This window comes from Nonomuraea sp. NPDC049378 (assembly GCF_055586745.1).
This window is the reverse complement of the sequence record NZ_JBVJHP010000013.1, coordinates 131,329-157,869: the sequence shown is the minus strand read 5'-3', so window position 1 is coordinate 157,869 and position 26,541 is coordinate 131,329. Positions and strand designations below refer to the sequence as shown.

The following is a 26,541-nucleotide window of genomic DNA, read 5'->3' as shown; positions in this document are numbered from 1 at the left end:
CGCCCGCGGCGATGGGGCTAGCGGGCCGTGGCGGGCGGGACCGGTGTCTCCTCGCCCGTCACGGTGGCCACCTCGACGGAGATCGGAGCCGGGCCCCCGCCCGTGATCGGCAGGCCGCCGGTGACGGTGCAGGTGCGGACGTCGAACGCCCCGCCCGAAGGCGGCGCCGCCACCGTGAAGGCCGCGTGGGCCGCGCCGCCGGGGACGACCGAGGTGGAGATGTAGTCGCCCGCCATGCGGCCCTGCGCGGTGTCGGCGAACCAGTCCAGCGGCATCGCCCCGTGCAGCTCCTGAGGGGCCGCCCAGGTGGCCCCGCCGTTGGTGGAGGAGGTGTAGCCGACCGTCAGCCTGCAGGTGGCGGCGGTGCAGGCGGCGTCGGGGTAGCGGTAGTAGGTGAGCGCGAGCCGTACCGTGCCGCCCGCGCTGGCGCGGTCGACGCCCAGGCCGGGGATGAAGTGGTCGCCGCCGTCGCTGGTGGCCCGCATGACACGGCTCCACTCCTCGCCGGTGGCGGACCTGCTCAGCACGATGTCGTTGCCGGAGCACCGGTACTGGAAGCGGCAGTCGTGCCAGGCGACGTACACGGCGCCGGTCGCGTCCGTCTCCGCCGACGGCAGCGGCGCCGCCCGCAGGCCGCCCGCGACCGTGTGCCGCCGCACCGCCGTGACCAGCACGCTGGGTTCCCAGCTCGCGCCGCCGTCGCCGGAGCGGATGGAGCGGATCTCGCCCTCGTCGCTCAGGTACGGCACCACCACGACCCCGTCAGGCCGCACGACCGGCTGCCCGCCGAGCCCGTTCGCGGGGGTGGCGGTCACCGTCCAGGTCAGGCCGCCGTCGGAGGAACGCGCCATCGTGATCGCGTTGCCCGCGGCGTGGTCGTCGAAGGTCGCGTGGCAGTGGCCGTGGAAAGGGCTGGACAGGCTGTTGTCGCAGGCGATCCAGGTCTTGTCCAGGTCGCCGCCCCCGTCCCCGCCCTCATCGCCGCCGTTCCCGCCGTCCCCGTCCCCGCCCCTGTCGCCGTCGTCGTCGCCCGCCGTGGCCACCGTGACGGGCGCGTCCCACGTACGGCCGCCGTCGGCGGAGCGGCTGGCGAGCACCGCCGTCCCTGCGATCCCGCCCTCCTCCGACAGCGCCAGCGACGCGATCAGCCAGACGCGGTGCCGGGCGTCGTAGGCCACCGACGGGTCGCTGACCCGGTCGTGGGAGCCGCCGCCGAACGTGGTGATCCCGGGCAGCACCCCCTTCGTCCAGGTGCCGCCGTTGTCGGAGGAGGCGGCGAACGCGATGCCGGTGGCGCCGCCGTCGAAGAACCGGCCCGACTGGTGCGCGGTCACGAGGGCCGAGCCCCACTGGAAGGTGTCGGGCCCGGCCTGGGTGCCGTGCTGGCTGGTGGCGTTGGCGTACGCGTCGGACCCGATCTCGGTCAGCGGGACCGCCGCGGCGGCGGGGGAGGAGGAGGTGAGCAGGAGGGTCGCGGCGACGGCGGCCGGTACGGACAGGAGCCCGTTTCCTCGGCGCCCGGCGGGGGATGGCACAGTCCACCTCCACTTGGCGTGTCAGTTCCAGCTGGCACCGTTCCGCCGCCCCTGTCAACCTCCTGATCGCCGATCGGGCCCCCTCATCGTTCCGCGCGCACGACGTCGCGGTGGATCCGCGACAGGGGCACGCCGTCGCGCTGCAGGCAGCGGACCGTCTCGTTCACCATGGGCGACGGGCCGCAGACGTACACGTCGTGCTCGGTCCAGGAGCGCAGGCGCCGGGTGACCTCGGGTAGGTGGCCGCGCATCCCGTCGTACGACGGCTGGTCCGAGACCACGGGCACGACCCGCAGCCACGGGAAGGCCGACTCCATCCTGATCAGGTCGGGCAGGTCGTACAGCTCGCCGGCGGTGCGGGCGCCGTGCAGCAGGTGGATGGCGGGCCGCCGGCCGGAGGCGATGATGGACTCCACGATCGCCTTCAGCGGCGCCAGGCCCGTGCCGCCCGCCACGCACAGCACGTCGCGCACGCTCTGCTCGCGCGGTGTCATCGTGCCCATCGGCGGCCCCAGCATGACCGTGTCGCCGACCCGCGTGTGCCTGGCCAGGGTCGTCGACACCCAGCCGCCGGGCACCGAGCGCACGTGCAGGCTGATCGTGTTGTCCTGGCGCGGCGCGTTGGCGATGGAGAACGTGCGCCACACGCGGGGCCAGCGCGCCGTCTGCACGGTGACGTACTGGCCGGACGTGTACGGCAGCCGCTGCGCGGGCCGCAACGTGATGACCGCGATGTCCTGGTGGCGCAGCTCGTGGCCGACGACCTCGGCGAGCCACCAGGCGGGCGAGACCCCCGCGTCGGCCTCGGCCGAGTCGATCATCATCTTGGCGGCGGCCGCGTACGCCGCCACCCACGCCTCCTCGATCTCGGGGCTCCATACCTCGGCGGCGAAGCGGCGGACCGTGGCGAGCAGCGCCTTGCCCACGGCCGCGTAGTGGTCGGCGACCACGCCGTACTTGCGGTGGTCCCGGCCCATCTGGCCGAGGAACCCCGCCATGCTGTCCGGGCTGTCCAGGCTCCACACGATCCTGGTCAACGCGCTGAACAACCGGTCGCGCTGGACGTCCAGAGCCGGCGGGAACATGCCTCGCAGGTGTGGATTCTCAGCGAACAGCCGGCCGTAGAAGTAGGCCGTGGCCTGCTCGGCCACCGGCTCGATGACGGAGAAACTCTCCTTGACCAGGCGCGGATTCAACGACATATTCCCACCCCACTTGTGACCGGAAACGCATTCCGGTCTTGCCGTTCACCTCCCTGACGGTTCCGGGTGATGAGCGCACGTCCCTCCCCGGCACTTCTGCTGCGCTCGCAAATGAGTCTTACACCACCGATGACGCGTCACAACCATTTCCCTCCAATAAGGTGCGAAGCAGAATCTTGCGCAGGGCTGTCCGTACGATATTTCTAGGTTTTTCGGACAATAATCGTGAATAAAAGTCGCATTCATGTGATGGGGGAGCCGGATGCGCCCTCCGGGCGTCACGGCGCCTCGCCTCGAGGACGGCCCCGTCGATCGTCGGGTCAGTCGCCGGGTCGATCACCGGGTCGATCGCCGGGGGCCGTGGGAGGCACGTGGCGGGAGGGGATCTTGGGGAGGGGTGACAAATCGGAAAGGCTGTGCGCCATGATGGGCATGTAGCCGTCACCTCGACCGGCTGGTGGCCGAACGAACTCCACCATGCCCCTGGAGATCGCATGTCCCGTCCGCTGATCGGTATCACCGCCTACTTCGAGGCCGCCCGCTGGAGCGACTGGGTGCGGGAGGCCGTGCTCTCGCCGCCCTCCTACGCCAAGGCGGTCGACCGGGCCGGGGGCGCGCCCGTGGTGCTCCCGCCGCTCGGCCTGAACGCCATCGACGACTACGTACGCGGCCTGCGGGGGGTGGTCCTGGCCGGAGGGGTCGAGGTGGACGCCTCCGCCTACAACGGCGAGCGCGACGACCGGGTCCCCGACGGGCAGCCGCACCGCGACCGCTTCGAACTGGCCCTGGCCAGGGCGGCGGTCAAGGCCGACGTGCCGATCCTGGCCATCGCCAGGGGCATGCACGTGCTCAACGTCGCCCAGGGCGGCACGCTGATCCCCTGGTTGCCCGACGTGCTCGGCGACCACCATCACGCCGAGCCGGGCACGCCCCACACGCTCCAGGTCAGCGTGTCCAGCAAGCTCGGCAAGGCGATCGGAGACCGGGTCGAGGTCGTCGCGCCGCACCACCAGTCCGTCCGCCGCCTCGGCACCGGGCTGCTGGCCGTGGCCTGGGCCGACGACCAGATCGTCGAGGGCGTCGAGGTGCAGGGCCACAGGTTCGGCGTGGGCGTGCAATGGCATCCCGAGCGCGATCTCGAGGATCGGCTCTTCGATGCGTTCATGGAGGCGGCCCGATAAGCTTCGATCATGCCGCTGCACCCTCAGTCGCGGGACTACATCGCCGTCCATCCGTCGGATCTGGGCGCCGATCCGGCCATGCTCGACCTGGCCGGGATCCAGGAGTTGCGCGCACATGACGGCCTGGCGGCCCAGCGCGGTCCGCTCACCAAGCTGCCGTTCGTCCGCGACGAGCGCGCCGAGGGCGTGCCGATCCGGATCTACCGCGCCGACCCGGGCGACGGCCAGCTGCCCGTCGTGGTCTATTTCCACGGGGGCGGGTGGGTCCTCGGCAGCGTCAAGCGCAACGACGCGTTGGGGCGCGACCTGGCCATCCGCACCGGCGCGGTGGTCGTGTCCGTCGACTACCGGCTGGCCCCCGAGCACGCCTTCCCGGCCGCCGCCGACGACGCGTGGACGGTCGTGCGCGACATCTTCGCCAGGCCCGCCTTCTACCAGAGCAACGGCCGCGTGGCCGTCGTCGGCGACAGCGCGGGCGGCAACCTGGCGGCCGTCGCCGCATGGCAGGCCCGCGACGCCGGGCTCCGGCTGGCCCACCAGGTGCTCGTCTACCCGGTGCTCGACGTGGCGATGCGGACGCCCAGCTACACGGAGTTCGCCAAGGGCTTCGGGCTGGAGGCCGAGGAGATGGCGTGGTTCGCCCGCCAGTACGCCCCCGACGCCGACCCGGCCGACCCGCGGCTGTCCCCGCTGTGCCTGCCCGACGTCGCCGGCCTGGCGCCCGCCACCATCGTGACGGCCGAATACGACGTGCTCCGCGACGAGGGCGAGAGCTACGCCCGGCGCCTGACGGACGCCGGCGTGCCGGTCGAGCTACGCAGGTTCGACGGCGCGGTGCACAACTTCTTCGGCCTGCCCGGCCTGTTCGACCAGGCGGGCGAGGCCCGCGACCACATCGCGGGGCGGCTGCGAGAGGCGCTGTGACCTACACCAAGCTGAAGATCGACACCCCGGCCGACGGCGTGCTGCGGGTCACGATCAGCGAGCCGGGCCGGCTCAACGCCGTCGACGCCGCGGCCCACCGCGAGCTGGGCGAGATCTGGCGCGACGCCGACCGCGACGACGGCGTCAGGGCCGTGCTCGTCCGGGGAGAGGGCACGGCGTTCTCCGCCGGCGGCGACCTGTCCATGATCGAGGAGATGACCCGCGACCACGCCACCAGGCTGCGCGTCTTCGCCGAGGCCCGCGACATCGTCTACAACGTCCTCAACTGCTCCAAGCCGATCGTCTCGGCCATCCAGGGCCCCGCCGTCGGCGCCGGGCTCGCCGTCGCGCTCCTGGCCGACATCTCCGTCGCCGGGCGCACCGCGCGGATCATCGACGGTCACACGAGGCTCGGCGTCGCCGCGGGCGACCATGCCGCGATCGTCTGGCCGCTGCTGTGCGGGCTGGCCAAGGCGAAATACCACCTGCTGCTGTGCGAGCCCGTGACGGGCGAGCAGGCCGAGCGGATGGGGCTGGTCAGCCTCTGCGTCGACGACGACCAGGTGCACGACAGGGCGCTGGAGATCGCGGTACGCCTCGCCGCCGGCGCCCAGGAGGCGATCAGGCTGACGAAATACTCGCTCAACAACTGGCTGCGCCTGGCGGGCCCGTCGTTCGACGCCTCCCTCGCCATGGAGTTCCTCGGCTTCACCGGGCCCGACGTGACCGAGGGCCTGCGCGCCCTGCGGGACAAGCGGCCGCCGTCGTTCGGCTGATGCGCCGGGTGTGCTTGCCGCCCGCCCGGGTAGGCGCAGCCCCAAGGTCGACCAGATGACCGCGCCGGCACCGGCGGGCACTGTTCGCCGAGGCCGAGAACGTCGCCCCGGCGGACGCGGAGCCGAAAGCCTCGCAGGGCGTCCGGCGCACGCCGTACGACGAAGGGGGAGAGCGCGCGGCGATGGCCCAGTGGACGAGCAGGGTGGACGAGCGGGGCGAACGCGCCAGAACGGGCGGGCGTCGGCGCTCCACGCCTCGCGGCCGGCCCGACCGGCCCGGCCGCTAGAAGCTGCGGGGGAGTCCGAGCACCTGGGTCGCGAGGTAGTTGAGCAGGAGCTCCTCGGTCACAGGTGCCACCTTCGCGATCCTGGCGTCGGTCAGCAGCCTGGCGACCGGATACTCGTGGGAATAGGCCATCCCGCCGTGCGTCTGGAACGCCGCGTCTGCCGCCTCCCAGGCCGCCTGTGACGCCGTGAGCTTGGCGATGTTGGCCTCGGTGCCGCACGGCAGCCGCCGGTCGAAGCACCACGCGGCCTTGTAGATCATCAATCTGGCCAGCTCGATCTTGGCCTTCACCTGCGCCAGCGGGAAGGAGATCGCCTGGTTGGCGCCGATCGGCCGGCCGAACACCTCCCGCTCCCTGGCATAGTCGACGGCCACCCGCAACGCGACCTCCGCCGTGCCGAGCGCCGAGGCGGCCAGCAGCACCCGCTCGGGGTTGAGGATGTCCCACAACACCGCCACACCCTGGTCCACCTCACCGACCACGTTGGAGGCGGGCACCCGCAGATCGTCGATGAACACCATGTTCGACGGCGTCGTGTTCGCGCCCATCTTGGGGATCGGCCGGTAGGACAGGCCTCCGGAGGCGACCGCCTCGGGCACGTTCACCAGCAGCACCGTCAGCCCGTGGCTGCGCGGGCGCGCTTTGGCGGCCGGGACCGTCCTGGTCACCAGCAGCATCCAGGTGGCCCGCTGCACGCCGGTGATCCAGATCTTCTGCCCGTTGACCACGAAATCCCCGCCGTCGCGCCGGGCCGACGTGGTGATCGCCAGCGAGTTGGATCCGGCGTCCGGCTCGGTCAGCGCGAAGCAGGTCTCGACCTCGCCCGTGGCCAGCCTCGGCAGCAGTTCCGCCCGCTGCCCGGCGCTGCCGTGCCGGTCGATCGTGAGCGCGCCGAAGCCGGGGGTCAGCACGTACGTGAACGCCGACCCGCCCGCCGCGCCCGACGCCGAGAGCGTCTCCGTGGCCACCGCCAGCTCCAGCAGCCCCTGCCCGCCGCCGCCGTGCTCCTCCGGCACCGCCAGGCCCAGCCAGCCGCCCTTGGCCAGCTCGTCCCAGACCTCCTCAGGCCAGCGCTTGTCGCTCTCGCACCGCTGCCAGTAGGCGAGGTCGTATCGCGAGCAGATGGCGCCGATGCCCCGCTGGACGGCGAGGGCGCTCTCGGGAAGGGTGAAGTCCATCACGCCATCGTAGAATCATGTTCTGATCAGGGTCGAGGCCGCCGCGCGTGGAAGACGAAGGCCGGGGGAGGGTTGCGCCACACCGTACGCCCCGGCACGACCTCCTCGAAGCGCTCGGCCAGCAGCGCACGGAAGCGCCGCGCCGAGCTGAGCGGGATGGCGTGCACGTAGGAGAACGTGGTGAACGCCGCCACCGGGCTCATCGCCGACGTCACCGCACCGAGCAGGTCACGCTGCGTCTCCTCGGGGAACGCCGCCCACGGCAGCCCGCTGACCACCACGTCCGCCTGCCGCAGCCCTCGCTCGCGCAGCAACTCGCCGAGCCGGGCCGCGTCGGCGTGCGCCACGTCCACGGTGGGGAAGCGCTCGGCGAGCAGCTGCGCCATCAGGTCGTTGACCTCGACGGCGAGGTGGTGGCCCCGCCCGGCGAGCCGCTGCTGGATCTCCGCGGTGAACGGGCCGGTGCCGGGTCCCAGCTCCACCACGGTCGGCTCGCCGCGCTCGGGGATCGGCGCGCAGACGTTCGCGGCCAGCCGGCGCGAACTCGGGGCGACCGCGCCGATCTTGGAGGGGGCACGCAGGAACTGGCCAAGGAAGAGTGCGCTGTCGTTCGACATGGCACGACTTTATGGGCAGGATCTTAGGTGGGTCGCTCCCTCCTCCGGGCGGATGTGCGGCCAGTAGGAGGAGGCGGAGCCGTCCACGGGAAGGATCGGCCTTCCACGCTGGGCGGATACGGTTGTGCGCATGCGCTGGCGCGGTGTCCCTCTCGATGTCCTGCTCGCCGTCTCCGGCGTGGGCCTCGACCTGCTGACGACGGCGCACGCGGGCGACACCGAGTTCCTGCCCGCCGAGATGAACCTCCCGATGGCGCTGCTGGTGGGCCTGCCCATGGGGCTCGTCCGGCACCGGCCGGTGACCGTCACCTTCTGCCTGGCCGCGCTGCTCATGGTGACCGACCAGATCGGCTCGTTCACCTCCAACACCGCGCAGATCCTCATCTGCGTCGCCCTCGGCGTGGCAGGGCACCGCTCCGGCCTGCGGGCCACCACCGCGGCCGTGGCCGTCACGATCCTCGCCACCGCGTGCAACATCGCCGACCCCGGCTTCGCGCCGACCGCCAACACCTGGATGTACTCCGTCCTCCTGCCGGTCTTCCCCGCCGTGCTCGGCGCCTACCTGCGCAGCACGGCGGGGCGGCTGGAGGAGCGCGACGTCACGCCCGACGCGCTGCTCGCCGCCGGCGGGGTCGCCATCACCGTGCTCAGCACGTGGAGCTCCTGGCACCTGGGCGCGCAGCCCGTCTGGGTGGTGGGGCTGCTGGCCGTCGTGGGCGGCCTGTCGCTGGGCATCGCCAGGCGGCTGCCGGGACTGGTGTTCCTGCTGCAGGGCGTGCTGCTCGTCTCCGCCGACACCTACCTGAACAACACCGTCAACACCTGCGTGATCCTCACCCTGACCGCGATCGGCGTGTTCTCCATGCGGGTGGGGTCGTGGGCCTGGGTCGGGGCCGCCTACCTGACCGGCTGCCTGCTCACCGCGATCGCCGTGGTCGGCCCCGAGACCGAGATCACCCCGTTCCGCGCCGGCGTGCTGATGACGCTGGTGGCCACGCCGATCGCGATCGGCCGCTACCTCGGGATGCGGCAGGCCGCCCTGGCCGCGGAACGGCTGCGCGCCGAGGAGTCCGCCCGCGCCGCCGTCGCGCAGGTGCGGGCCGACCAGCTGGCCGAACGCGAGCGCATCGCCCGCGACGTGCACGACATCGTCGCCCACCACGTCGGCGCCATGGTGCTGCGCGCCGGCGCCGCCCGCTACGCCGCGCCCGACGGCCCCGTCGCCGACGCGCTCACCGACATCCGCGACGCCGGCCACCAGGTGCTGCAGGACCTGCGCGAGCTGCTCGACCTGCTGCGCGACCCCGACAGGCAGCCCGGCCTGCTGGCCAACCCCGCCGACGTCATCCGCGAGTCGGCCGACCGCATGGCCGCCGCCGGCCTCGACGTCGAGCTCGACCTCGACCCGGCCGCCGACCGCGCCCCGCTCATCGCCCGCGCCTCCGCCGCCCGTATCGTCCAGGAAGGACTCACCAACGTGCTCAAACACGCCGGACCAGGCACGCAGGTCCGCGTCAGCGTCACCCCGTCACGCGACGGGCTCTCCGTGGAGATCCGCAACGGCCGGCCGCCCACCGACATCGAGCGGCTGCCCTCCTCCGGGCGCGGGCTGGCCGGCATGCGCGAACGCGTCCGCGCCCTCGGCGGCACCCTGTCCGCCGGCCCCGACGGCGAGGGCGGCTGGCTCCTGGCCGCCAGCCTGCCCGCGCGCCTGTCCCAGGGGAGCACCGCGTGATCCGCGTGCTGATCGCCGACGACCAGGCGCTCGTCCGCGCGGGCGTGCGCATGCTGCTGCAGGCCGCGGGCGACATGGAGGTGATCGGCGAGGCCGTCGACGGCGCCGAGGCGGTGCGGCTGGCCGAACGCCACCTGCCCGACGTGATCCTCATGGACCTGCGCATGCCCAAGGTCGACGGCCTGGAGGCGATCAAACGCGTGGTCAGGACCCGTCCGGGGGTCAGGATCGTGGTGCTGACGACGTTCGCCGAGGACGCCAACGTCTACGCCGCCCTGCGGGCCGGCGCGGTCGGGTTCCTGGTCAAGGACGACGATCCCGAGCGCATGGTGGACGCCGTTCGCCGCGCGGCGGCCGGGGAGCAACTGCTGGCGCCGTCCGTGTTGCGCAGGGTCGTGGAGCGGTTCCTGGCCGCGGGGGAGCAGCACGTCGCGCCCGCCCCGCCCGCCGGGCTGACCGAGCGGGAGGTCGAGGTGCTCGCCCTGGTGGGGGCAGGTCTGTCCAACGCCGAGATCGCCGAGGAACTGTACGTGGGCGTGACCACCGTCAAGACCCACATCGCGGCGGCGATGGACAAGCTGGGCCTGCGCAACCGCATCCAGGCCGCCGTCGTCGCCCACCGCACCGGCCTGGTCGACGCCTCCTTCCGCCCCGTACGCCCGCCCCGCGGCTGAGCGCCCGCCCCCGCCCTCCGGCTGAGCGCCGCCGGTACGCGGGCCGGCGTACCGGTCGGCGTACCGTCCGGCGGCACGTCCTGCGGGTCGCCGCCGGACGGTCCTGACCGCCGGAGGGCCGCGGTCGCCGGAGGGCGGCCGCCGCCGCTAAGGTCGGGAGTGTGTACGTGAAGATCTGCGGGCTGAGCGAGCCCGAGCACGTTGCCGCCGCCGTCGAGACGGGAGCCGACGCCATCGGGCTGGTCATGACCCGCAGCCCCCGCAGGATCACCGTCGAGCGGGCGGCCGCGCTGGCCGCGCTCGTTCCCGCCCACGTGCTCACCGTCGGGGTGTTCCGGGGCGAGGACCCCGAGACGGTGCGCGCGGCCGCGCTGGCCTCCGGGGTGCGTGCCGTGCAGCTGCACGGCAGGCATCCGCACGGCGACTTCACCGCTCTGAAGGACCTCGGCGTGCGCCTGGTCAGGGCCGTCGACGCGGAGGCGGACCTGCGGTGCGGCGCCTTCGACGAGGACCTGCTCATCGTCGACGCGCCACACGCCGGATCCGGCCTGCCCTGGGAGTGGGCGGCCGTGCGCGGCAGGCCGTCCGGCCGGTGGTTGCTGGCGGGCGGCCTCGCCCCGGGCAACGTCGCCGACGCGATCGCGGCGGCCGAGCCGTGGGGGGTCGACGTGTCCAGCGGCGTGGAGACGTCGCCCGGAGTGAAGGACCCGGCTCTCATCAGGGCGTTCCTGACGGCCGTACGCGGCTGATGGACGGGCACGCCGGCGCCGCCGCGCCGGGAGACCTGGCCCGTGCCATCGGCTTCACCCACGCCTTCGCCCGGCGCAGGGCGCCCGTCGAGGTGCCGGTCCCTGGCGGGTTCGCGGTGCTGGACGACAGCTTCCCCCGCTCCTACGACGACAACAAGCTGATCGTCTGGTCCGGCGACCCGGATGCGGACGAGCTGCTCCGGGCGGCGGACGAGGTGCTCGCCGAGCGGGCCCACCGGCTGGTGTGCGTGGACGACGACCGGCTCGGCGCCACCCTCGCACCCGCTTTCGCCGCCGCCGGCTACGAGCACGAGACCAACCTGATCATGGCCTACCGCGGCGCGATCCCCCACGACCCGCCCGCGGCCGACCGGCTGGAACTGCAGGAGCTGCTGCCCGTGCTGCGCCGCGACTGGCGCCAGGCGCTGCCGCAGGCGCCCGACGACGTGATCGACGGGCTCGCCCGGCGCGTGCAGCGCCGGCTGCGCGGGGCGGGCACGGCGGGCACGGTGGGTTTCCGCGGGGTCCGCGCCGGCGACGGGGAGGCGGGGGAGATCGCCGCCAGGGCCGACCTGTACGTCGACGGCGGGGTCGCCCAGATCGAGAGCGTCTTCACCGGCGAGCAGCACCGGGGCAAGGGCCATGCGCGGGCCCTGATGACCGCGCTGCTCGCGGAGCAGGCGGAGGCCGAGCTGATCTTCCTGGTGGCCGATGCGGCCGACTGGCCGAAAGACTTCTACGGCCGGCTCGGGTTCGAACCCCTCGGTTCCACCCACGCCTTCCTCCGCGCCTGACGGCCCTGCTCCGGCGGCCCTGCTCCGGCGGGCCTGCTCTGACGGCCCGCTCCGGCGACCCCGCTCGGCTACCCGCTCCGGCTACCCGCGGAGGCGGTGCCCAGGGGCTCGCCGGACCGGAAGCGGGCCGCTGAGCGGGCGCTCGTGTGCGAGCGGCCGGCGGGCGCCCCGGACCGCCGTCGAGGCCGCGGGGGCCCGCCGTGAAGGGAGTTCGGGCGGGACCGCTGCGGTGGAGTTCCACGCAGTAGGGTCTCCTGCGTGAGCGATACTTCCGCCGAGGACCGGATCTGGACGGTTCCTAACCTGCTGAGCTTCCTGCGCCTCCTGGGCGTCCCCGTGTTCCTCTGGCTGGTTCTGGGGCCCAAGGCGGACGGGTGGGCGATCGGGATCCTCGCGGTCGCCGGGTTCACGGACTGGCTCGACGGAAAGATCGCCCGGGCCTTCAACCAGACGAGCAGGCTGGGCCGGATCATCGACCCGGCCGCCGACAAGCTCTACGTCTTCGCCACCATCTTCGCGCTGCTGCTGCGCGACGTCATCCCGTGGTGGCTGGTCGCGGTCATCGTCGGTCGCGAACTCTTCGTCGCGTGTTCCTTCCCCGTACTTCGCAAACATGGCTATAAGGCACTTCAGGTGCATTTCCTGGGCAAGGCCGCCATGTTCAATCTCATGTACGCCTTCCCTCTCCTCTTCCTTGCCTCCCACACTGGGTGGTATGCCGATATAGCCCGAATTGTCGGGTGGGCGTTCGCCCTATGGGGAACGGGCCTGTACTGGTGGGCGGGGGTGCTGTATGTGGTACAGGTGCGCCGGCTCGTAATCTCGGCCAAGAAGGAGTGATCGGGTGAAGGCGGTCGTCATGGCGGGCGGGGAGGGCACTCGGCTGCGTCCGATGACCGCCAACCAGCCCAAGCCTCTGCTCCCCGTGGCCAACCGCCCGATCATGGAGCACGTCCTGCGCCTGCTCAAGCGGCACGGCATCACCGAGACGGTGGTCACCGTCCAGTTCCTGGCCGCCCTCGTGCGCACCTACTTCGGCGACGGCGACGAGCTCGGCATGAACCTCCAGTACGCCACCGAGGACCTGCCCCTCGGCACCGCGGGCAGCGTCAAGAACGCCGCCGACCGCCTCCGCGACGATCGTTTCCTGGTCATCTCCGGCGACGCTCTGACGGATATTGATTTAACGGACATGATCCGGTTCCATCGCGAGAATGCCGCCCTGGTGACCATCGGGCTGAAACGTGTGCCGAATCCGCTCGAGTTCGGGATCATCATCGTCGACGACGAGGGCAGGGTGCAGCGCTTCCTGGAGAAGCCCACCTGGGGACAGGTCTTCTCCGACACCGTGAACACCGGCGTCTACGTCATGGAACCCGAGGTCCTCGACGCCGTGGCCACCGGCGAGCCCGTCGACTGGTCCTCCGACGTCTTCCCCGCGCTCCTCGCCCGCGGCGCGGCCATCTACGGCTACGTGGCCGACGGCTACTGGGAGGACGTCGGCACCCACGAAAGCTATCTCAAGGCCCACGCCGACGCCCTGTCCGGCAGGGTCGCGGTGGACATCGGCGGCTTCGAGCTCTCGCCGGGCGTCTGGGTCGCCGACTCCGCCGCGGTCGACCCCGACGCCGTGCTCAAGGGCCCGCTGCTCATCGGCGACTACGCCAAGGTCGAGGCGGGGGCGGAGCTGCGCGAATACACCGTGCTCGGCAACAACGTCGTCGTCCGCGAGGGCGCCTTCCTGCACCGCGCGGTCGTCCACGACAACGTCTACCTCGGCCCCGGCGCCCACCTGCGGGGCTGCGTCATCGGCAAGAGCACCGACGTGATGTCCGGCGCCCGCATCGAGGAGAACTCCGTCATCGGCGACGAATGCGTCATCGAGGCGGAGGCGTACGTCTCCAGCGGCGTCCGGGTCTACCCGTTCAAGACGATCGAGGCCGGCGCGGTCGTCAACACCAGTGTCATCTGGGAGTCGCGCGGCCAGCGCAACCTCTTCGGCACGAGAGGCGTCAGCGGCCTGGTCAACGTCGAGATCACCGCCGAACTGTGCGTCCGCCTGGCCAGCGCGTACGCCACCACCCTCAGGAAGGGCGAGCACGTCGTCACCTCGCGCGACTGCTCCCTGGCCGCCAGGGCGCTCAAGCGGGCCGTCATCGGCGCGCTGACCGCCGGCGCGATCAACGTGCTCGATCTGGAGGCGGCCCCGCTGCCGGTGGCCCGCTTCCACACCGCCAGGGGCTCGGCGGCGGGCGGGATCGCGCTGCGCACCACGCCGGGCGACCCGCAGAGCGTGGACATCGTCATCATGGACGACCGCGGCGCCGACCTGCCCCCGGCCGCCCAGCGCAAGCTGGAGCGGGTCTTCTCCCGCCAGGAGTTCCGCCGCGCCTTCCCCGGGGAGATCGCGGAGCTCGCCTACCCGGCCAGGGCCGTCGAGGACTACACCCACGAACTGCTGCGTCACGCCGGCGTGACCGGCGTCAAGGACATGAAGGTCGTCGTCGACTGCGCGGGAGGCACCTCCTCGCTGGTGCTGCCCACGCTGCTCGGCCGGGTCGGCGTCGAGGTGCTCACCGTCAACGCCCGCCTCGACGACGTCTCGCCCACGGAGACGCTCGCCGGCCGGCGGCGCGACCTGCAACGCCTGTCGGAGCTGGTCAGCTCCTCGCGGGCGGCCTTCGGCGTCAGGTTCGACCCGGTCGGCGAGCGCATCGCCCTGGTCGACGAGATGGGCCAGCTCATCAGCGAGGAGCGCGCGCTGCTGGTCGTGCTCGACCTCGTGGCCGCCGAACGCAGGAGCGGCCGGGTGGCCCTGCCCGTCACCACGACCAGGGTCGCCGAGCAGGTGTGCCGCTTCCACGGCGTGCAGGTGCAGTGGACGTCCACCGCGCTCGACGCGCTCACCTCGGCCGCCGCCGGCCCCGACATGATCTTCGCGGCCGACGGGCGCGGCGGCTTCGTGGTGCCGGAGTTCAGCCCCGCGATCGACGGGCTGGCCGCGTTCCTGCGCCTGCTCGGCCTGGTCGCCCGCACCCGCCTGTCGCTCAGCCAGATCGACGCGAGGATCCCCGAGGTGAAGCTGCTCAGGCGGACCGTGCCCACGCCGTGGGCGGCCAAGGGAGCCGTGATGCGCTCCGTCATCGAGGCGGCCGAGGCCGAGCCGGAGGGCCGCCGCATTGACACCACCGACGGGGTGCGGGTGGCCCGCGACGACGGCAGCTGGGTGCTGGTGCTGCCGGCCGCGGCCGAGCCCGTCACCGACCTGTGGGCCGAGGCCTCCGACGTGGACGGCGCGCAGGCGCTGCTCGAACGCTGGGCCCGCGTCGTGGAACAGGCCGCCACGTGACCCCCGGCCGGGCGGGCGCGAGAACGGCCGGGCCGCGATTGTGCGCGGACGGTCCCGCAAGATCGTAATGTAGAAACGCGCGGCGGCATGGACCGCAGGGCAGGGGCGGCGGTAACTTTGTCTGCGTCCTGACCACAGTCCAGCGCCCCGTCTTGACCTTTGCCGCTGATCAGCGTAAGTTGCGGCATTCGCAAACTTGAAAAAGCGAAGCGAGGCGCGCTCCAGAGCACCGTCGCCGCGTCTTCGCGGTAGGAGGCCGAGCCGATCGATGCCGAGCGTCTACTGCACGCAGTGCGGGCACGCCAACCCCGAGGATGCCCGTTTCTGTTCCCGCTGTGGGTCACCGCTGACCAGACTCGAGGTCTCCGGGGACACCACATCGACGATCTCGGTGGCGGGAATCGAGGCGTATGAGGCTGAGACAGGCGACATGCTCCTGGCCGAGCGGGCGCTGGTCGAGCAGCTGCCGCCCGGCGCGGCGCTGCTCACGGTGACCAGGGGGCCCAACCAGGGCAGCCGCTTCCGGCTCGACAAGGACCTGACCACGACCGGGCGCCATCCGGAGAGTGACATCTTCCTCGACGACATCACCGTCTCCCGCCGCCACGTCGAGTTCTACCGCCACCGCGGCGGCCAGTTCTCCGTGCGCGACGTGGGCAGCCTCAACGGCACCTACGTCAACAGGGAGCGGATCGAGGAGGTTCCCCTGCACTCCGGCGACGAGGTGCAGATCGGCAAGTTCCGCCTTGTCTTCCTGATGCGGGGCAGCTCCGGGGCATGAGGGGGCGAAGCGGGCGACCGGCGGACGCCGTCTCGTGCGTGACCATGCGGCAAGGGGAGGAGCGCGCATGACGTCGCAGGCGGCACGCTCGCACATGAGCATCGGGGAGGTGCTCGCGCTCCTGCAGGGCGAGTTCCCCGATGTCACCATCTCCAAGATCCGTTTCCTGGAGGGCGAAGGGCTGATCGAGCCCGAGCGCAGCCCGTCCGGCTACCGCAAGTTCACGCACCTGCACGTGGAGCAGCTGCGCTTCATCCTCACCGAGCAGCGCGACCACTACCTGCCGCTGCGGGTGATCAAGGACAAGATGGCGGAGGGCTTCGGCCGCCCGCGCGCCCTGCAGGACAACGGCAAGCAGGAGAGCAGGCTCAGCCGGGCCGAGCTGATCGAGGCCGCGAGCATCGACGAGGAGACCCTCGCCGAGCTGGAGGACTACGGCCTGCTCGCCCCGGTGGCCCGTCGCTACGACGAGGAGGCGCTCGCGGTGGCCCGCACCGTCGGCGCCCTGGCCCGCTTCGGCCTGCGCGCCCGGCATCTGCGCGCGGTCAAGGCGGCGGCCGAGCGCGAGTGCGGCCTGGTCGAGCAGACCGTCGCACCGATACTCAAGCGGCGCGCCCCCGGTGCCATCGGCGAGGCCGACGAGGTGGCCAGGGAGCTTTCCGCACTCCTGCTCGACCTGCACGCATCCCTTGTGCGCACGGGTGTCCGGTCCGTGCTGGGGCGCTGAGACCGCGGCGAGCTGGGAGGCGGCGGCACATTCCAGGCCCGCCGGGTGTTACGTTGAAATGCAGAAGCCAGTCAGCAGAAGCAACGACCAAATAGCTGTGCCGGGTCACCGGTCAGGAATACGGAGCAGCCCGTGTTGCAGATGGAGGTTGTGGGCGTTCGGGTTGAAATGCCCACAAATCAGCCGATCGTCTTGCTGAAGGAGGCACACGGGGAGCGGTTCCTTCCTATATGGATTGGCATGACGGAAGCCACGGCCATCGCTCTGGCCCAGGCAGAGGAGCCTCCGCCGCGGCCGCTCACCCACGACCTCTTCCGTGACGTGCTGAGCGCGCTGGGCGTAGGCCTGCGGGCGGTCAACATCGTCGCCCTGCGTGACGGCATCTTCTTCGCCGACCTGGTGTTCTCCAACGGCGTGGAGGTGAGCGCGCGGCCGTCCGACTCGATCGCGCTCGCCCTGCGCACCGGGGCGCGCATCTTCGCCAGCGAAGAGGTCGTCCAGGAGGCCGGGGTGATCATCCCGGACGACCAGGAAGACGAGGTGGAGAAGTTCAGGGAGTTTCTTGACACGATCACTCCCGAGGACTTCGGCCGGGCGGGGTAGGTATTTCAGTGCATTTACGCTTCACGACGCGCCGAGCCGGATCGTTGACTGAGCATGGTCGCGGTCCTACGGTGCAAGTGAAACCCGTGGCCGCGCTTCACGTACCCCCAGATCAGGCCACGGGATGAGAGAAAGCCGGAGGTCCGCGTGGCGGTCAGCAGCGGCGAGGGAAAGACGGCCGGCCAGGAAGATCCGGTGCGGCGCGAAAGCGCGCGGCAGCGTGCCGGGGAGCAGGGTCTGCTCTTCGACGAACAGCCCGCGGCGCTGCCGGGCGACATCGGATACCGCGGGCCGACGGCATGCTCGGCGGCCGGCATCACCTATCGGCAGCTCGACTACTGGGCGCGCACGGGCCTCGTCGAGCCCACGATAAGAGCCGCGCAGGGCTCCGGCTCCCAGCGTCTCTACAGCTTCCGCGACATCCTGGTCCTCAAGGTCGTCAAGCGGCTCCTCGACACCGGGGTGTCGTTGCAGCAGATCCGCACGGCCGTGCAACATCTGCGTGACCGCGGGGTCGCCGACCTCGCGCAGATCACGCTCATGAGCGACGGCGTCAGCGTCTACGAGTGCACCTCGGCCGACGAGGTGATAGACCTGCTCCAGGGCGGGCAGGGCGTGTTCGGCATCGCGCTCGGCCGGGTCTGGCGCGAGGTCGAGGGCTCCCTCGCGGAGCTGCCGGGGGAACGCGCGGCGGTCGAGGACACCGTCCCGGCCGACCATCCCGCTGACGAACTCGCCCGGCGCCGCCGCGCCCGCCGCACGGGGTGAGCACGGCTCCTGGCAGCCGTACGAATCGGGCGTAGTAACCTGAGGGCAGAAAGGCCGACGACCCCGTGCGGGAGAGTCTCCGGGCCCCCTGGGCTCCGGGGCGCCGAAGGAGCAACCCTCCCCGGAATCTCTCAGGCATCCCGTACCGCTCGGGCGAGGCAACTCTGGAAAGCAGGCGCACCCGCCAGGCGCGCCTCACCGACGGTGCAAGCCCCACCGGGGTGAAGCTCTCAGGTCGCGGCCCCGCGCTTGTCCGGGGCCCGCGCTGACAGAGGGGGAGATCCGGCACACGCCCGCGCCCTGGCGCCGGTCTCCACAGCCTCGGGAGGCATCTCCATGACCGATCTGTCCGCCCCGCCGTTCTCGTCCCGGCACATCGGCCCCTCCGAGTCCGAACAGCAGCGCATGCTCGAGGCCGTGGGCTTCGAGTCCGTGGCGGATCTGGTGGCGGTCGCCGTCCCCGAGTCCATCAGGGCGAAGGACCGGCTCACGCTGCCCGCCCCCGCCGGCGAGGCCGAGGCCATCGCCGAGCTGCGCGCCCTGGCCGACCGTAACCAGGTGCTGACCTCGATGATCGGGCTGGGCTACCACGACACGGTCACGCCCGCCGTCATCCGCCGCAACCTGCTGGAGAACCCGGGCTGGTACACCGCCTACACCCCCTACCAGCCGGAGATCTCGCAGGGCCGCCTCGAGGCGCTGCTCAACTTCCAGACCGTCGTCTCCGACCTCACCGGCCTGCCCGTGTCCGGAGCCTCGCTCCTCGACGAGGCGACCGCCGCGGCCGAGGCCATGACGCTGGCCCGCAGGGCGGGCAAGTCCAAGAGCGCCGTGTTCGTGGTCGACGCCGACGCGCTGCCCCAGACCAAGGCCGTCCTCGCCACCAGGGCCGAGCCGCTCGGCATCACGCTCGTGGAGCACTCCCTCGACGGCGAGCTGCCCGAGTGCTTCGGCGTGCTCGTCCAGTACCCAGGAGCGTCCGGCCGGCTGCGTGACTTCCGCGCCGTGGCCGCCGCCGCGCACGAGGCGGGCGCCCTCGTCGTGGCCGCCGCCGACCTGCTGGCACTGACGCTCGTGGCCGCCCCCGGCGAGCTGGGCGCCGACATCGCCGTGGGCTCCTCGCAGCGGTTCGGGGTGCCCTTCGGGTTCGGCGGGCCGCACGCCGCCTACATGTCCGTACGCGAGGGCCTGCAGCGGCAGCTGCCCGGCCGCCTGGTCGGCGTCTCCGTCGACGCCGACGGCGACCCCGCCTACCGCCTGGCCCTGCAGACCCGCGAGCAGCACATCCGCCGCGAGAAGGCCACCAGCAACATCTGCACCGCGCAGGTCCTGCTCGCCGTCATCGCGAGCATGTACGCCGTCTACCACGGCCCGGAGGGCCTGCGCCGCATCGCCCACCGGGTGCACCGCCACGCCGCCGCCCTGGCGGAGGGGCTGCGCCGGGCGGGCGTGGAGGTCGTGCACGCCGAGTTCTTCGACACCGTGCTCGTGCGCGTGCCCGGGCGGGCGTCCGCCGTGGTCGCCGCCGCCGCCGAGCGGGGCGTCAACCTCTGGCAGGTGGACGCCGACCACGTCTCGATCGCCTGCGACGAGAAGACCGGAGCCGCCGAGCTGGTCACGGTGCAGGCCGCGTTCGGGGTCACGACCCCCCGCACCGACGTCGAGGGCGCCGCCGACGCGCTGCCCGCCCCGCTGCTGCGCGAGTCCGCCTACCTGACCCACCCGGTCTTCCACGACCACCGCTCCGAGACCGCGATGCTGCGCTACCTGCGCCGGCTGCAGGACAAGGACATCGCGCTCGACCGGTCCATGATCCCGCTGGGCTCCTGCACGATGAAGCTCAACGCGACCACCGAGATGGAGCCGATCACCTGGCCGGAGTTCGCCGCCGTCCACCCCTACGCGCCCGCCGCCCAGGCCGAGGGCTACCTCGCGCTGATCGGCACGCTGGAACGCTGGCTGGCCGAGGTGACCGGCTACGACGCCGTCTCCATCCAGCCCAACGCCGGCTCCCAGGGCGAGTTCGCCGGGCTGCTGGCCATCCGCGCCTACCACCACGCGGGCGGTGACAGCGGGCGGGACGTCTGCCTCATCCCCTCCTCGGCCCACGGCACCAACGCCGCCAGCGCCGTCATGGCCGGCATGCGGGTCGTGGTCGTGGCCTGTGACTCCGAGGGTAACGTCGACCTGGCCGACCTCGACGCCAAGATCGCCAAGCACCGCGACGCGCTCGCCGCGATCATGGTGACCTACCCGTCGACGCACGGCGTCTACGAAGAGACCATCACCGAGATCTGCGCCAAGGTCCACCAGGCCGGCGGCCAGGTCTACGTCGACGGTGCCAACCTCAACGCGCTGGTCGGGCTGGCCAAGCCCGGCGAGTTCGGGGCCGACGTGTCCCACCTCAACCTGCACAAGACGTTCTGCATCCCGCACGGCGGCGGCGGCCCCGGCGTCGGCCCGGTCGCGGTCCGCGGCCACCTGGCGCCCTACCTGCCCGGTCACCCGCTGCGCGACGGCTCGCCGGTGGGGCCCGTCTCCGCGGCGCCCTACGGGTCGGCCGGGATCCTGCCGATCTCGTGGGCGTACATCCGGATGATGGGCTCCGACGGGCTCACGGCGGCCACCGAGCAGGCCATCCTGTCGGCCAACTACCTCGCCAAGCGGCTGGCCCCCCACTTCCCGGTGCTCTACACCGGACGCGGCGGGCTGGTGGCCCACGAGTGCATCATCGACCTGCGCCAGATCACCAAGGAGACCGGCGTCACCGTGGACGACGTGGCCAAGCGCCTCATCGACTACGGCTTCCACGCGCCCACCATGTCGTTCCCCGTCGCCGGGACCCTCATGATCGAGCCGACCGAGAGCGAGGACCTCGGCGAGCTCGACCGGTTCGCCGACGCGATGATCGCCATCAGGGGCGAGATCGCCAAGGTGGCGTCCGGCGACTACGACAAGGCCGACAACCCCCTGCGCAACGCGCCGCACACCGCGGAGTCGGTGAGCGCCGACGAGTGGCACCACCCGTACACGCGGACCGAGGCCGCCTACCCGCTGCCGTCGCTGCGCGACGGCAAGTACTGGGTGCCGGTGCGCCGCATCGACCAGGCCTACGGCGACCGCAACCTGGTGTGCTCGTGCCCCCCGCTGGAGGCGTACGAGGACTAGTCACCGGGAGGGCCAGACCTTCGGCGTCAACGGGGCAGACATGATCGCCGGAAGTCGTTAGGCTCAGGGCGACCGTCGCCAGAAGGAGCTCTCTTGACGTCCTCAGAGCTGGAGACCCCGCCTCTCGACACCGCCCGGCGTCTGGCCGAACGCGGCGACCTCGACGGCGCCGCCGCCATCCTCAGCGAGCTCGCCGCCGACCCCGACGAGCCCGACAGGGCTCAGGCCGCCGTCGGGCTGGCCGTGGTGCTGGAGGAGCGCGGCGACGTCGAGGCCGCCAGGACCGCCGCCAGGACCGCGCTGGCGACGGGGCACCCCGAATACGCCTCGCAGGCCGCCTGCCACCTGGCCCAGGGGTTCGAGCGCGAAGGGCGGGCCGAGCAGGCCAGGGCCGCCTGGCAGGCCGTGCTGGGGGTCGGCGCGGCCGCGTACGTCCCGCTGGCCCATCTCGCGCTGGCCCGGCTGGCCGTGCGGGCGCTCAACCTCGAGGAGGCGGAGCAGGAGCTGCGGGCCGCGATGGCGGCCGGCGACGGCGAGGTCGCCGCGCGCGCCGCGCAGGAGCTGGCCGACCTGCTGATGGAGCACGGAGAGCCCGGGGCGGCGGCTGAGCTCCTCCTGGACGCCCTGGAGGCCGTGCCCGAGGAGGAGACGCCGGGGCTGCGGGTCCGGCTCGGCATCGCGCACCTGGAGCTGGCCTGCGCGGAGTTCGCGGAGACCGTGGAGGGAGGCGCGGACGCGCAGACGAGCGCGCTGGCCATCGAGCTGCTCGCCCGCACCCTGCCCCTGCGCGGGCGCGACGACGACGCGGGGCGGGTCTGGTCGTACGGGCTGGAGCACGCCGACGAGACGCTGGCCGCGGAGGTCAGGCTCCGCTACCAGCGCGACACCTGACGCCCGGGGCCCGGTGTGCGTGACGTCCCGGCCCACGCCACCGAGGCGCTCCTCCCGGGCGTGCCCGCGGGCCGGCGGAGGTGCTCCCGTTCCCTCCGCCGGCCGGAGGTCAGCCGCGGCGCATGATGGCCGCCGCGGCGGCCACGTTGATGATGACGATGGCCAGCCACGTGATGATCAGCCCCACCAGTCCGGCGTTGACCACCCCGATGGCCGTCAGCGGGATGCCCATGCCCATCGAGCCCAGCGCGACCGGGATCATCGTCGCGCCCGGCGCGGACTTCTTGTGCGGCGGGGGCCCGTGGCGGTCGAGCTCGGCCCGCACCCGGGCGGCGATGGTGGCCTCGAGGCGCTCGGTGAACGAGTCGACGAGCGCCGCCTCGTAGTCGGGCCCGAGATCGCGGCGGGCGTCGAGCGTGGCCTGAAGGTCTTCCCTGATGGGACGCTGGTCCGGCATAAGGTCATCATCCATCCCGGAAGTGGTGTCGTCATCCGACCTGAGGGCTAGCGCGTCATCCTCCCCAGGTACGGTGCTGGCATGGAGGTGATGACCCCGCGCGGGCCCGCGCTCGTGGAGATCGACGAGGTGCCGGGCGCGCGGCTGCTGCTGGTCCTGACCCATGGCTCGGCCGGGGGAGTGGACGCTCCCGATCTGCTGGCCGTGCGCGACGCCGCCATGGGCGTGGGAGCCAGCGTGGCGCGGGTGACGCAGGCGTTCAGGATGGCGGGGGCGCGGGCGCCCGGCCCGCCGGCGAGGCAGGACGAGGCGTGGGAGATCGTGCTGTCCGAGCTGCGCGCGCGCCTGCCGGGGCTGCCCCTCGTGCAGGGCGGGCGGAGCAACGGGGCTCGGGTGGCGTGCCGTACGGCGAAGGCGGTCGGCGCGGCGGCGGCGGTGGCGCTGGCCTTTCCGCTGCATCCGCCGGGGAAGCCGGAGCGCTCCCGGGCCGGGGAGCTACGCGGCGCCGGGGTGGACGTGCTGGTCGTGAACGGTGATCGTGACCCCTTCGGAGTGCCGGACGCCGCGGATGCCGCGCGCCTGGTGGTGCTGCCGGGAGAGGGCCATGACCTGAAAAAGGACCCCGCCCGGGTGGGCGAGGTCGTGGCGGAGTGGATCACCCGCTACGGCGGGCCGCCACGGCAGGGCAGCACCGGCCGGCGGCGCCGCCCGCGTGCGGATCAGGCCGCGCCCACCAGCGGATCGGGCCGATGAGGTGCGATGACGGTGCCGCTGGGCAGCAGCTCGCCGGTGTCCTCGAACAGGACGACGCCGTTGCAGAGCAGGCTCCACCCCTGCTCGGGGTGGCAGGCGAGGGTGCGTGCCGCCTCGCGGTCAGGCGCCTCGGCATCCGGACAGGCCGGGTCGTGCGGGCACATCGGCGTGCCTCCGATATCTCGTGGGATGCTCCCGTTCTGGAGGGGCGGGAGCCGGCTCGGGTTGTTGTCCTGGCAAGTGTGCGACTGTGTCACGCGTTCCGACATAGCCCGTTCGGGCTGTTACAGGAGGATCCCTGGTGCGTGTGACCTTCGACACAGCGTGCCTTATGCAGGATAACCGGCCAAGCGCGACACGCGCATCACGTTTGCAATCCCTTGAGGAGAGCGTCGAGCCCGCGCTCGAAGTCGATATCAGCTCTTTCGTCCCGTCTGACCCATTCATCGACGTCTGGGTCGGCCCAGCCTGACTGCTGCACCTCGACGGCGACGCTGCCGAAGACGAAGGCCCGCAGCGTGCGCACGGCCTCGGCGGCGTCCTGGAGCCCCGCGTCGGCGAGCTGCTCGGTCTGCTCCTTGACGGCGACCGCCGTGGCGCCCTTGGGCGGCTTGGTGAGGGCCAGGGCCAGCACGCCGGGATGCTCGCGCAGCGCCTCCCTGCTCGCCCGGCACCAGGCCCTGGCCGTCTCCTGCCAGGTGGAGCGCTGCTCGACGTGGATGGCGGTGACGTGCTCGGCCAGCGCGTCCATCAGCGCTTCCTTGCCCCGGGGCAGGTGGTGATAGATGGCCATCGCCTCCACCTGCAGGGCGTCGCCCAGGCGGCGCATGGTGAGCCTGCGCAGGCCCTGGCCGTCGGCGATGTGGAGCGCGGCCTCGATGATGCGCTCGCGGGAGAGGGGGACGGGTGGTCGCTTGGCGGGCATGGAGATCATCTTACTATGTAAAGGCGCTCGCTCCTGGCCGATTTCCGCACGTGTCGCGGGACGGCGTACGCTAAGCGTCGGAACGAATGACGACAGCGTGAAGGGGCCGAGTCGATGGCGTTTTTCCGTCCGCGGGTGAGCCGGGAGGCCGAGGTTCGCTTCCACGCGGACCAGGAGATCTCCAGGAGCTTCCCCGAGCTGCTCGAGAAGGCCCGCGAGGCCGAGCGGACGCTGCGCGAGCTGCAGGCCTCGGCGGCCGACGAGATCGAGCTGCTGGCGGCGGGCCAGGCCCTCGACCGGGCGCTGACCGACGCGCTGCGGGCCGCGGAGGCGGGGCAGCGGGCCACGTTCGGGGTGAAGGCCTACGACGACCGGATCGCGCGCCGCAAGGCCAAGGCGACCCCCGCGGGGGCCATGTGGACGGCCCAGGTCGAGCGCCTGCGCACGCTGCGCGAGGACAACCGGATGTGGGGCATCCCGCGGGTGCCGCGCCCGGTGCCCGCCACCGTCTGAGCGCCGGTCACCAGGCGTCCAGGAAAACGAGAGCCCCGGCACGTGGTGTGCCGGGGCTCCGTTGTCAGCTGGCCCAGTCGAGCAGCGGGCGGGTGTTGCTCGGGTGGCGCAGCTTGGACAGCGACTCCTTCTCCAGCTGGCGGATCCGCTCCCGGGTCAGCCCCAGGTGCCTGCCGATCTCGTCCAGCGTGTGCGGCTTGCCGTCCACCAGGCCGAAGCGCAGTGCCATGATCTTCGACTCGCGCGGTGAGAGGTTGTCGAGCACGCCGCGCAGCTGGTCGCCCAGCAGCTGGCGGTCGACGATCTCCGACGCCTCGGGGGAGTCGACGTCCTCGATGAGGTCGCCGATCGTGGTCTCGCCGTCCTCGCCGATCGTCGCGTTCAGCGAGATCGGCTGGCGGCTGGTGCGCAGCAGCTCCTCGATCTGGTCCGGGGTCTTGTCCAGCTCGACCGCCAGCTCCTCGGGGGTGGGCTCGCGTCCCAGGCGCTGGTGCATGTCGCGCTCGATGCGTGACAGCTTGGACAACATCTCCAGCACGTGCACCGGCAGCCGGATCGTCCGCGCCGAGTCGGCGAAGCCGCGCTGGATGGCCTGCCTGATCCACCACATGGCGTACGTCGAGAACTTGAAGCCCTTGGTGTAGTCGAACTTCTCCACCGCCCTGATGAGCCCCAGGTTGCCTTCCTGGACCACGTCGAGCAGCGACATGCCGCGGTCGGTGTACTTCTTGGCCACCGACACGACCAGGCGCAGGTTGGCCTCCAGCATGTGGTCCTTGGCCTGCTTGCCGTCCTCGACGACCAGGCGCAGGTCCTCCCGCGCGGCGGGCGGCAGATCGGGCTGGGTCTCGAGCTTGTACTCGGCGTACAGGCCGGCCTCGATCCGCCTGGCCAGCTCGACCTCCTGCGCCGCGGTGAGCAGCGTGCGGCGGCCGATGGACTTCAGGTAGGTGTGCACCGAGTCGCCCATGACCGACTGGGTGTCGTCGAGGTCGACGGCGTCGCCGTCGTCCTCGGCGCTCAGCTCGATCTCCTCCGGCACGTCCTCCTCGTGCTCCGGCTTGGGGTCCGGGGGGATGACGGACTTCGCGTCCGCCGGGGAAAGGGTTTTTGCCTCTGCTGCCTTGCGGCCGGTAGTCTTGGCCCGCGAAGCCTTCTTGGGAGTCGCCGCCTTCTTCTGGGTGGTCTTCGCGGGGGTGGCGGTCGTGCTGAGAGACGGCTCGTTCTCGGCGGCCAGGCTCACGCCGGCCTCTGACAGCTCACGCAATATCGTGCGGCCCTCAGAGGGGCTGATCCCGGCTTTGCCGAACGCGTCCCGCAGTTCCGCCAGAGATAGGTGACCCTGGGCTCGCCCTCGTTCGAGCAACTGGTCGAGAGACACGGGCGGGGTCGCCAAGGCGGTTCTGGGCATGAGGACACCTCCTCCGTACGGAGTAGAAGCGATCAGGCAGGTTGTGGTGGGGCGGCTTCGTCGTCCGCACGGCGCACCAGTATCAATAACGCCAATCGCCGCCATTTGTTCCCCGTGCGGACGAATGTCATGAAAAAGGGGCGGATCGCCTCTTCTGGCGGACCACCCCTTCGGCTCGCTCGCTAGTCGCCCACCTCGATCGAGACCTCGGGCATCGGCATGGGATCGGCGTCTTCCATGCGCTCGCCGGTCCAGTATTCGATGACCTGGCCGGGATCGGGGTTGACCTCGCGGGAGACGACGACGTCGTCGCCGGTGGGGTCGCCACTGGGATCGCCACTGGGATCGGACGTGGAGGTCTCGGGCCCGCCGGACGGCGACGCCTGCTCCACCACGGCCCTGGTCTCCTCGCCCACCTGCGAGAGCTTGCCCGCCGAGGCGGCCGCCGCGATGGAGGCGCCTCCGACCACGATCACGCCGACGACGGCGACGGATGCCCACATCTTGCGGGTCTGGTCCATGAAGGCTCCCTCCCTTTCCCCG

Annotated in this window: 26 protein-coding genes and 1 riboswitch; of the genes, 17 read left to right on the top strand and 9 right to left on the bottom strand. The window is 72.0% G+C overall.

What is annotated here, in order from left to right:
- Window positions 1-17: 17 nt before the first annotated feature.
- Both ACZ6SA_RS27935 and ACZ6SA_RS27930 read right to left on the bottom strand, forming a co-directional pair.
- The gene (locus ACZ6SA_RS27935) at window positions 18-1,535 is read right to left on the bottom strand and encodes a sialidase family protein (protein ID WP_465831381.1); all 1,518 of its coding nucleotides are present in this window, start codon (window positions 1,533-1,535) and stop codon (window positions 18-20) included.
- An 83-nt stretch (window positions 1,536-1,618) separates the two neighbouring features.
- The gene (locus ACZ6SA_RS27930) at window positions 1,619-2,737 is read right to left on the bottom strand and encodes a globin domain-containing protein (protein ID WP_347645041.1); all 1,119 of its coding nucleotides are present in this window, start codon (window positions 2,735-2,737) and stop codon (window positions 1,619-1,621) included.
- A 494-nt stretch (window positions 2,738-3,231) separates the two neighbouring features.
- On the opposite strand from ACZ6SA_RS27930, the gene ACZ6SA_RS27925 reads away from it, so the two are divergent.
- From ACZ6SA_RS27925 to ACZ6SA_RS27915, 3 genes are read left to right on the top strand one after another with little or no spacing between them, the layout of a single operon-like run.
- Window positions 3,232-3,918 carry a gamma-glutamyl-gamma-aminobutyrate hydrolase family protein gene (locus ACZ6SA_RS27925; RefSeq protein WP_347645042.1) on the top strand — a complete coding sequence of 229 codons (687 nt, stop codon included), beginning with the start codon at window positions 3,232-3,234 and terminating at the stop codon, window positions 3,916-3,918.
- A gap of 9 nt (window positions 3,919-3,927) precedes the next feature.
- Complete coding sequence (locus ACZ6SA_RS27920; RefSeq protein WP_443152601.1) at window positions 3,928-4,842, top strand: alpha/beta hydrolase; 915 nt, start codon at window positions 3,928-3,930, stop codon at window positions 4,840-4,842.
- Window positions 4,839-5,618, top strand: a complete 780-nt coding sequence (locus tag ACZ6SA_RS27915; protein WP_347645045.1) for an enoyl-CoA hydratase/isomerase family protein — start codon at window positions 4,839-4,841, stop codon at window positions 5,616-5,618. The genes ACZ6SA_RS27920 and ACZ6SA_RS27915 overlap by 4 nt, the downstream gene beginning before the upstream one ends.
- Before the next feature lie 283 nt (window positions 5,619-5,901).
- On the opposite strand, the gene ACZ6SA_RS27910 is transcribed toward ACZ6SA_RS27915, so the two are convergent.
- Together ACZ6SA_RS27910 and ACZ6SA_RS27905 are read right to left on the bottom strand one after the other, a co-directional pair.
- Entirely contained in the window at window positions 5,902-7,083 is a 1,182-nt protein-coding gene (locus ACZ6SA_RS27910) for an acyl-CoA dehydrogenase family protein (RefSeq protein WP_465831378.1), read from the bottom strand.
- A gap of 26 nt (window positions 7,084-7,109) precedes the next feature.
- The gene (locus ACZ6SA_RS27905) at window positions 7,110-7,700 is read right to left on the bottom strand and encodes a class I SAM-dependent methyltransferase (protein ID WP_347645047.1); all 591 of its coding nucleotides are present in this window, start codon (window positions 7,698-7,700) and stop codon (window positions 7,110-7,112) included.
- 130 nt (window positions 7,701-7,830) lie between these two features.
- Between ACZ6SA_RS27905 and ACZ6SA_RS27900 the strand changes: the two genes are divergently transcribed.
- The 12 genes from ACZ6SA_RS27900 to ACZ6SA_RS27845 all read left to right on the top strand — a co-directional run bounded on the left by ACZ6SA_RS27900 (window position 7,831) and on the right by ACZ6SA_RS27845 (window position 21,939).
- Complete coding sequence (locus ACZ6SA_RS27900; protein WP_347645049.1) at window positions 7,831-9,435, top strand: sensor histidine kinase; 1,605 nt, start codon at window positions 7,831-7,833, stop codon at window positions 9,433-9,435.
- Entirely contained in the window at window positions 9,432-10,109 is a 678-nt protein-coding gene (locus tag ACZ6SA_RS27895; RefSeq protein ID WP_465831375.1) for a response regulator, read from the top strand. The genes ACZ6SA_RS27900 and ACZ6SA_RS27895 overlap by 4 nt, the downstream gene beginning before the upstream one ends.
- Before the next feature lie 161 nt (window positions 10,110-10,270).
- Window positions 10,271-10,858: a phosphoribosylanthranilate isomerase gene (locus ACZ6SA_RS27890; protein ID WP_465831373.1), complete on the top strand. Its 588-nt coding sequence runs from the start codon at window positions 10,271-10,273 to the stop codon at window positions 10,856-10,858.
- Complete coding sequence (locus ACZ6SA_RS27885; RefSeq protein WP_465831371.1) at window positions 10,858-11,652, top strand: GNAT family N-acetyltransferase; 795 nt, start codon at window positions 10,858-10,860, stop codon at window positions 11,650-11,652. The genes ACZ6SA_RS27890 and ACZ6SA_RS27885 overlap by 1 nt, the downstream gene beginning before the upstream one ends.
- 258 nt (window positions 11,653-11,910) lie before the next feature.
- A complete protein-coding gene (locus ACZ6SA_RS27880; RefSeq protein WP_347645053.1) occupies window positions 11,911-12,492 on the top strand; it encodes a CDP-alcohol phosphatidyltransferase family protein in 582 nt (193 codons plus the stop codon).
- 4 nt (window positions 12,493-12,496) lie between these two features.
- Window positions 12,497-15,001, top strand: coding sequence for a mannose-1-phosphate guanyltransferase (locus ACZ6SA_RS27875; RefSeq protein WP_347645054.1), 2,505 nt, complete (start codon window positions 12,497-12,499; stop codon window positions 14,999-15,001).
- A gap of 268 nt (window positions 15,002-15,269) precedes the next feature.
- A complete protein-coding gene (locus ACZ6SA_RS27870) occupies window positions 15,270-15,782 on the top strand; it encodes an FHA domain-containing protein (protein ID WP_132603765.1) in 513 nt (170 codons plus the stop codon).
- Between the two features lie 67 nt (window positions 15,783-15,849).
- Complete coding sequence (gene ftsR, locus ACZ6SA_RS27865) at window positions 15,850-16,509, top strand: transcriptional regulator FtsR (protein ID WP_465831368.1); 660 nt, start codon at window positions 15,850-15,852, stop codon at window positions 16,507-16,509.
- Between the two features lie 132 nt (window positions 16,510-16,641).
- A complete protein-coding gene (locus ACZ6SA_RS27860) occupies window positions 16,642-17,112 on the top strand; it encodes a bifunctional nuclease family protein (RefSeq protein ID WP_090771501.1) in 471 nt (156 codons plus the stop codon).
- Window positions 17,113-17,259: 147 nt separating this feature from the next.
- Window positions 17,260-17,880 (top strand): MerR family transcriptional regulator, encoded by a 621-nt coding sequence (locus tag ACZ6SA_RS27855; RefSeq protein ID WP_132507171.1) that lies wholly within the window; start codon window positions 17,260-17,262, stop codon window positions 17,878-17,880.
- Between the two features lie 58 nt (window positions 17,881-17,938).
- Window positions 17,939-18,038, top strand: a riboswitch (glycine riboswitch).
- 178 nt (window positions 18,039-18,216) lie between these two features.
- Window positions 18,217-21,048 carry an aminomethyl-transferring glycine dehydrogenase gene (gene gcvP, locus ACZ6SA_RS27850; RefSeq protein WP_465831365.1) on the top strand — a complete coding sequence of 944 codons (2,832 nt, stop codon included), beginning with the start codon at window positions 18,217-18,219 and terminating at the stop codon, window positions 21,046-21,048.
- A 93-nt stretch (window positions 21,049-21,141) separates the two neighbouring features.
- Window positions 21,142-21,939 (top strand): tetratricopeptide repeat protein, encoded by a 798-nt coding sequence (locus tag ACZ6SA_RS27845; RefSeq protein WP_443152608.1) that lies wholly within the window; start codon window positions 21,142-21,144, stop codon window positions 21,937-21,939.
- A gap of 109 nt (window positions 21,940-22,048) precedes the next feature.
- Here the strand turns inward: ACZ6SA_RS27845 and ACZ6SA_RS27840 are convergent, their stop codons facing one another.
- Window positions 22,049-22,396: a hypothetical protein gene (locus ACZ6SA_RS27840; RefSeq protein WP_347645060.1), complete on the bottom strand. Its 348-nt coding sequence runs from the start codon at window positions 22,394-22,396 to the stop codon at window positions 22,049-22,051.
- An 81-nt stretch (window positions 22,397-22,477) separates the two neighbouring features.
- On the opposite strand from ACZ6SA_RS27840, the gene ACZ6SA_RS27835 reads away from it, so the two are divergent.
- On the top strand, window positions 22,478-23,149 hold the full coding sequence (locus ACZ6SA_RS27835; protein ID WP_347645061.1) for an alpha/beta hydrolase family protein: 672 nt from the start codon (window positions 22,478-22,480) through the stop codon (window positions 23,147-23,149).
- Here the strand turns inward: ACZ6SA_RS27835 and ACZ6SA_RS27830 are convergent.
- Window positions 23,116-23,313 carry a DUF5999 family protein gene (locus tag ACZ6SA_RS27830; RefSeq protein ID WP_132341476.1) on the bottom strand — a complete coding sequence of 66 codons (198 nt, stop codon included), beginning with the start codon at window positions 23,311-23,313 and terminating at the stop codon, window positions 23,116-23,118. The two genes, ACZ6SA_RS27835 and ACZ6SA_RS27830, sit on opposite strands and share 34 nt — an antisense overlap.
- 200 nt (window positions 23,314-23,513) lie before the next feature.
- Window positions 23,514-24,074, bottom strand: a complete 561-nt coding sequence (locus ACZ6SA_RS27825; RefSeq protein WP_443152610.1) for a TetR/AcrR family transcriptional regulator C-terminal domain-containing protein — start codon at window positions 24,072-24,074, stop codon at window positions 23,514-23,516.
- Window positions 24,075-24,188: 114 nt separating this feature from the next.
- Between ACZ6SA_RS27825 and ACZ6SA_RS27820 the strand changes: the two genes are divergently transcribed.
- Window positions 24,189-24,587, top strand: coding sequence for a hypothetical protein (locus tag ACZ6SA_RS27820; RefSeq protein WP_347645063.1), 399 nt, complete (start codon window positions 24,189-24,191; stop codon window positions 24,585-24,587).
- Window positions 24,588-24,651: 64 nt separating this feature from the next.
- On the opposite strand, the gene ACZ6SA_RS27815 is transcribed toward ACZ6SA_RS27820, so the two are convergent.
- Together ACZ6SA_RS27815 and ACZ6SA_RS27810 are read right to left on the bottom strand one after the other, a co-directional pair.
- The gene (locus ACZ6SA_RS27815) at window positions 24,652-25,998 is read right to left on the bottom strand and encodes an RNA polymerase sigma factor (protein WP_465831361.1); all 1,347 of its coding nucleotides are present in this window, start codon (window positions 25,996-25,998) and stop codon (window positions 24,652-24,654) included.
- A 182-nt stretch (window positions 25,999-26,180) separates the two neighbouring features.
- Window positions 26,181-26,519, bottom strand: a complete 339-nt coding sequence (locus ACZ6SA_RS27810; RefSeq protein ID WP_443152613.1) for a hypothetical protein — start codon at window positions 26,517-26,519, stop codon at window positions 26,181-26,183.
- Window positions 26,520-26,541 lie beyond the last annotated feature (22 nt).